5 protein-coding genes are annotated in these 5,904 nt (G+C 66.7%); 3 read left to right on the forward strand and 2 right to left on the reverse strand.

Translation table 11 applies throughout. The annotated features are described in order from the left end of the window. Positions 1 to 265: 265 nt before the first annotated feature. A complete protein-coding gene (locus tag WAN71_RS12790; RefSeq protein WP_422225686.1) occupies positions 266 to 916 on the reverse strand; it encodes a TetR/AcrR family transcriptional regulator in 651 nt (216 codons plus the stop codon). Between the two features lie 123 nt (positions 917 to 1,039). Here WAN71_RS12790 and WAN71_RS12795 point away from each other — a divergent pair, with 123 nt between their 5' ends. Further along, on the forward strand, positions 1,040 to 2,170 hold the full coding sequence (locus WAN71_RS12795; protein ID WP_422225687.1) for an NmrA family NAD(P)-binding protein: 1,131 nt from the start codon (positions 1,040 to 1,042) through the stop codon (positions 2,168 to 2,170). Positions 2,171 to 2,238: 68 nt separating this feature from the next. Here the strand turns inward: WAN71_RS12795 and WAN71_RS12800 are convergent, their stop codons facing one another. Continuing rightward, positions 2,239 to 3,585, reverse strand: a complete 1,347-nt coding sequence (locus WAN71_RS12800) for an adenylate/guanylate cyclase domain-containing protein (protein WP_422225688.1) — start codon at positions 3,583 to 3,585, stop codon at positions 2,239 to 2,241. Positions 3,586 to 3,662: 77 nt separating this feature from the next. Between WAN71_RS12800 and WAN71_RS12805 the strand changes: the two genes are divergently transcribed. Next, a complete protein-coding gene (locus WAN71_RS12805; RefSeq protein ID WP_422225689.1) occupies positions 3,663 to 5,051 on the forward strand; it encodes an FAD-binding oxidoreductase in 1,389 nt (462 codons plus the stop codon). A 44-nt stretch (positions 5,052 to 5,095) separates the two neighbouring features. Next, positions 5,096 to 5,815 (forward strand): hypothetical protein, encoded by a 720-nt coding sequence (locus WAN71_RS12810; RefSeq protein ID WP_422225690.1) that lies wholly within the window; start codon positions 5,096 to 5,098, stop codon positions 5,813 to 5,815. Positions 5,816 to 5,904: the final 89 nt, after the last annotated feature.

Consider the following 5,904-nt stretch of genomic DNA (forward strand, 5'->3'; position numbering starts at 1 on the left):
GCGACGAGCTTGCTGCCAACCCCAGCACATACCCGGACACCGGCGTTCAGACTACCAGCTGCCGACCGGTAGCCATAGCGAAATCCTAAGTGTGGAATGGAAATTCGAGGATGGGATTGCTGCTGACGAGCGGGTCGTTGCGTTCCACCGGAGTTGCTCAGCTGCTGCGGGTAGTGGCGTCCTGCAACTTGGCCATCACCTGGTCCATGTTGAAGCTCGCAGATTTCTGTCGCTGCGAGAACCTCGCAAGGCCGCCCCAACGTAATCATGACGCGCCGCCGTTGAGCAGTCCGCGCTCGATAAGTTCCAGCACTCGCCGCCGCGCGACTTCGATGCCGGCCGCGGTTCTAGGTAATGGCCCGTCCAGCAGCAGGCCCGCGAGGCCGTGCACCGCCGACCAGACCGCAATCTCGGCTCCGGGTCTGCGGTGTGGGTTCAGAAGACCGGCGGCTTGGCACTGGTCGAGCGCTTCACCGAGGATCTCGAATGGATCGGCACCATCGCCGGCTGATCCGGCGTCCGCTCGATCCAGATCCGCGACGGGCGACGTGGGTGGGTGCGAGGTAAACGCGGTGCGGAAGAGTCCGGGCTCGGTCAACGCGAAGTCGATGTAGGCGATACCGACCGCACGCAGCCGCTGGCGGGGGCCTTTGGCGCGGGCAACGCGTCGGCGCATCTCGGCGGCGAGCTCGCTGCGCGCATGGCGCGAGACCTCGGCCAGCAGTGCCTCGCGGTCGGCGAAATGACGGTAAGCGGCCGAGTGTGACACCCCGGCGACCCGGGCGGCCTCGCGAAGGACGACCCGATCGGGTCCGCCCTCGCGGGCCAGCGCGATGCTCGCCTCGACCAACGCTGAGTTCAGCGCGCCGTGGTGGTAGGGCTTTCGGCGCTCTGGGTCGGCGCGGGCGGGGCTCATGCTCGCCAGAATCCCATGCGAACCACGATGTTGACAACGGTCACATCGGAAGCCCATACTGCGATGTAACCAGTGGTCACATTACTGTTGGTTCAAGTAACCCGACTAGGGAAGGAAAATCCAATGACAAACTCACGAGCCCTGGTGACTACCGCCACGGGCAAGATCGGCGGCGCGGTGGCCGCCCAGTTGTTGGAAAAGGGCTTGCCAACCAGGGCGTTGGTGCACCGCGAGGATGCGCGCAGCACCCGTTTACGAGCCCTGGGTGCTGAAGTCGTCGTTGCCGACATGTTCGACATTCAGCAGGTTGCGGCCGCAGTCGATGGGGTGGACCGGGTATTTTTCAACCCGCCATATCACCCGCATGCCCTCGACAGCGCGGTCGCCTTTGCCGTGGCGGCGCGGCGCTCAGGGGTAGAGGCGGTGGTGGCATTGGGGCAGTGGCTGGCCAGCCCCGAGCATCCCTCGCTGATGACCCGCCAACACTGGTTGACCGACAAGCTGTTTGAGCTGCTGCCCGAGACTGCCCACGTCGCCGTTGATCCCGGCTTCTTCGCCGACAACTACCTGAACCTGCTTCCGGTTGCTGCGCAGCTAGGCGTGTTGCCGGTGCCGACCGGCGGAGGCCGCAATGCCCCGCCGTCCAACGAAGACATCGCCCGCGTCGCCGTCGGCGCGCTGCTTGACCCGCACCGGCACGACGGTCGGGCCTACCGCCCGACCGGGCCGACGCTGCTCACCGGCGCAGAGATCGCCGACGCGATCGGTGAGGCGTTGGGCCGACGGGTCCGCCACATCGATATCCCGCCGTGGATGTTCATGAAGGCCCTGCGCGTGTACGAACAACGACTCGGTTTCGATCTATTCATCCAGTCCGGTTTGCGCCAGTACCTGCCCGAGTACGCGCTGGGAACCTGGGAGGTGGGCGGGCCGACGACCCACGTGCGTGATGTCGCCGGTGTCGAACCCGAGGACTTTCTGACCATCGCGCGCCGCTATGTCGGCGGCCCGGAATCACGGCGCACGGCAGGCAATTTCATTCGCGAACTCTGGAAGATGATGGTGATCGGGTTTACGCCGGCGCACCGGCTGGACAGGTTCGACCGACTCCAGCAGCATCCCCAGCCCGCCCATCCTCGGTTCTCGGCGCAATCCGCGATCTGGCGACACGAACACGCACCAGCCGATTCCTCCGATGGTCGGAATGGAGTAATCCAGACCCACCCTGCATCGCGATCGCGGCAGGCCGGGTAAACCGGCAACTGTCGTCCGGAGCGGCACATCGCGCGGCGTAAATCTATGAGGCGATGTGGTGACCACCCTTAACCGCGCGCGTCGCGCACCGCCAGGACCGGCCAGGGGTCGCGCACACCCTTGAGTTCGTGGCTGCCGCGGTCATCGAAGGCGATCCTCGAACCGAGGACCAGCGGCGGGATCGAGCCCGACACCAGTACCTCGCCGGGCCCGGCGAGCGCCATGATGCGCGCGGCGATATGGACCGCGATCCCATGCACGTCGCGGTCGATCATCTCCACTTCGCCCGTGTGCAGGCCGGCGCGGATGTCGAGTCCGAGGTCCTGCACCGCGTCTCGAATCGCGCACGCGCAGTTGATCGCACGCGCCGGCCCGTCGAAGGTCGCGAGCGCGCCGTCGCCGGTGAACTTGATGACGTCGCCCCGCGCGCTGGCCACATGTGTCCCCACGACGTCGTTGTGCACGTCGAGAGCGGCCGTCCAGGCCTCGTCGCCGAGAGCCTCGGCGCGTTCGGTCGATCCGACGATGTCGGTGAACAAGACGGTCGAAAGCACGCGGTTCGTCGGCGTGGCGGCTCGTGTACCGGTGACGAACGATTCGATCTCGTCGAGCGCGCGGTCGGAGTCGCCGGCAAACCACACGTGGTCGTCCCCGTCGAGCTCCACTAATCGCGCGTTAGGTATGCGGTCGGCGAGATAGCGGGCGTGGCCGCCGGTCACGTGGCGGTCACCGCGGCGGTGCAGCAGCAGCGTCGGCGCCTGGATGCTGTCGAGCGCGGGCCGGACGTCGGTGCGCAGGTAGAGGTCGAAGATGGCCTTGAAGTAGCCGGGGCCGCCGGCCAGGCGCTCGCCGCGCGCCCACCAGCGCCGCTTCCCGGCATCGCCGGTCCAACTCGGTGCCAATTCGTCGACGAGGGCGCCGGTCCCGACCAGCTCGCCGAAGGCGTCGACATACCGCGTGAAGGTCGGCTCGGGCATCCCGCACGGATAGTCGGGGGCTCGGACAAAGCGCGCGAACGGGCTAAAGAGCACCAGCGAGCGCACCCGTTGGGGATGGGTTGCCGCCAGCAGCATGGCGGGAAGCGCCGACTCCGCCATCGCGAAGACCGACGCACACTGGCTCCCAACGGCGTCGAGCACCGCGACGAACCCGTCCGTCCACGACTGCATCGCCGGACGGTCCTGAATCGGCACCGCATCCGAGCTTCCCACCCCGAGCAGGTCGGTCATGATCAGACGGCTGAACGACGCCAGCCGACGAAGGTCGCGGGCGACGGTGGGCTCGTCCCACAGCAGGTCGATAGGGAACATGCCGGTGGGGACGAAGAGGAGATCCGGGCCGTTGTCAGCGACGATCTGATACGCGAGATGAGCATCGCCGTCTCGCGCGTAGACGGTTTGGGGGACGGCCGCCATGTGAAGAGCATGCCACCGTCCGCTCACCCGCGGCGATAAAGTGAGTCGCTGTGCAGCGATAGAAGGTGAGGCCTTCGATGAGCGACATGACGGCGTGGTTTTCAGAAATCGTCGGCGACCGCAACTTGCTGACTGGCGACGCAATCCCCGAGGGCTATTTCCACGACGAAGTGTTGACGACGGCACCGCAGAAGCCCGCGTACGTCGCCAAACCCGCATGCGCAGAAGAGGTTTCGCAGCTGCTGAAAGCCGCCTCGGAACACGGCGTGCCGGTGACGGCCCGCGGGTCCGGGACCGGCTTGTCGGGCGCGGCGATTCCGCGGGAAGGCGGGCTGGTGATCTCCTTCGAGCGGATGAACGCGGTCCTGGAGGTCGATACGACCAACCAGGTAGCCGTCGTGCAACCCGGCGTGACCCTGACCGAACTGGACGCCGCGACCGCCGATACCGGGCTGCGCTACATGGTCCACCCGGGCGAGCTGTCCTCCAGCGTCGGCGGCAACGTCGGCACCAACGCCGGCGGGATGCGCGCGGTCAAGTACGGGATAGCCCGCCATAACGTGCTCGGGTTGCAGGCGGTGCTGCCGACCGGCGAGATCATCCGGACCGGCGGCAAGATCGCCAAGGTGTCCACCGCCTACGACCTGACCCAGCTCATCGTCGGCTCCGAAGGCACCCTGGCCTTGGCCACCGAGGTGACCGTCAAGCTTCATCCGCGGCTCGACCACAGCGCCACCGTGCTCGCCCCGTTCGCCGACTTCGACCAAGTCATGGAGGCAGTACCCAAGATCCTCGCCAGCGGGCTGGTGCCCTACGTCCTGGAATACATCGACAACGTGACGATGGCCGCTCTCGTCCACACCCAGAATCTGGAGCTGGGTATTCCCGACAGCATCCGCGACAGCTGCCAAGCGTATCTCGTTGTGGCGCTTGAGAACCGCACTGCCGACCGACTGGACGAGGATGTCGAGCGGGCCGGTGAGCTGGTCGCCGAGCTGGGTGCCGTCGACGCCTATGTGCTGGAAGGAGGCTCAGCACGCAAGCTGATCGAGGCGCGCGAGAAGGCGTTTTGGACGGCAAAGGCGATCGGCGCAGACGACATCATCGACACCGTTGTGCCGCGCTCCGCGATGCCGAAATTCCTTTCCGCCGCACGCGATCTGGCGGCGACCGCGGGCGCTGCCGCGGCCGGCTGCGGACACGCGGGCGACGGCAACGTGCACCTGGCCATCTTCTGCAAGGACCCGGAGAAAAAGAAGAAGCTGATGACCGACATCTTCGCGTTGGCAATGGAATTGGGCGGCGCGATCTCCGGCGAACACGGCCTCGGCCGCGCCAAAACCCCGTACTTCCTAAAGCTCGAAGACCCCGTCAAGATCGAGCTCATGCGCCGCATCAAACACAGCTTCGACCCGGCAGGCATCCTCAATCCCGATGTTGTCTTCACCGCGGAAGAAGCCCAATAAGAATTGATCACCGGCAAGCCCGTGAGGTTCGAGGAGGAGCGGCAATGACGGAACGATGGTTCTCCGATCAGGAGCTCGCGGAGATGGCACGGCCCACTATGGACCGTGCGATCGAGGCGCTCGATCGCGGCGACACCGACGGCGCACGAGCGCTGTGCGAGGAGATGAAGCACGAGTGGCGCTACCTGCACGACCTGATGGCGAGCGGTCTGCTGGGCCTGATCAGCTTCGTGCAGGAGAGGCTGGGCGATGAGGGGGTGGCCGAGGCCTGGCGCTACGGGAATGAGCGCGGCTGGCGGGGTGACGTCGAGAAGATCGAGGGCACCAACCGGCGGCAGATCGTGCACGCGCTCGCCGCTACGTGGCGGGCGCACTCGTGCTCGGGCACCGGGCCGAACCCGGGCGCCTTCGAGATCGAGGAGGACGACGAGAAGTTCACCTTCCGGATGAACCCGTGCGGCTCGGGCCAGCGCCTGTGGCGAAACGGCGCCTACCGCGGTGAGCGCCCGCTGGGCGTGACGCACGATGCGCACGACTGGAGCTATGGGCGCAAGGGCTTCCCGCTGTATTGCACGCACTGTTCGTTCATGAACGAGATCCAGCCGATCGAGTGGATCGGGCACCCGATGTACCCCTCCGACCCGCCCGACGACTACGACCGCGATCCCTGTACCTGGTACTGGTACAAGGACCCGGCGGAGATCCCGGAGCGGCACTGGGCCCGCTACGGCCTGAGCAAGCCGGCCGCCGCGGGCGACGGCTGATGCTCGGCCTGACGCCGTCGGGACGCCGGGTCATCGTCACCGGCGCGACCGGGGGGATCGGCCGCGCGCTCGCCGAGGTGCTGCTGGCG

Origin of the sequence: Mycobacterium sp. (genome assembly GCF_049280035.1) — a bacterium.
Classification (GTDB): Bacteria; Actinomycetota; Actinomycetes; order Mycobacteriales; family Mycobacteriaceae; genus Mycobacterium.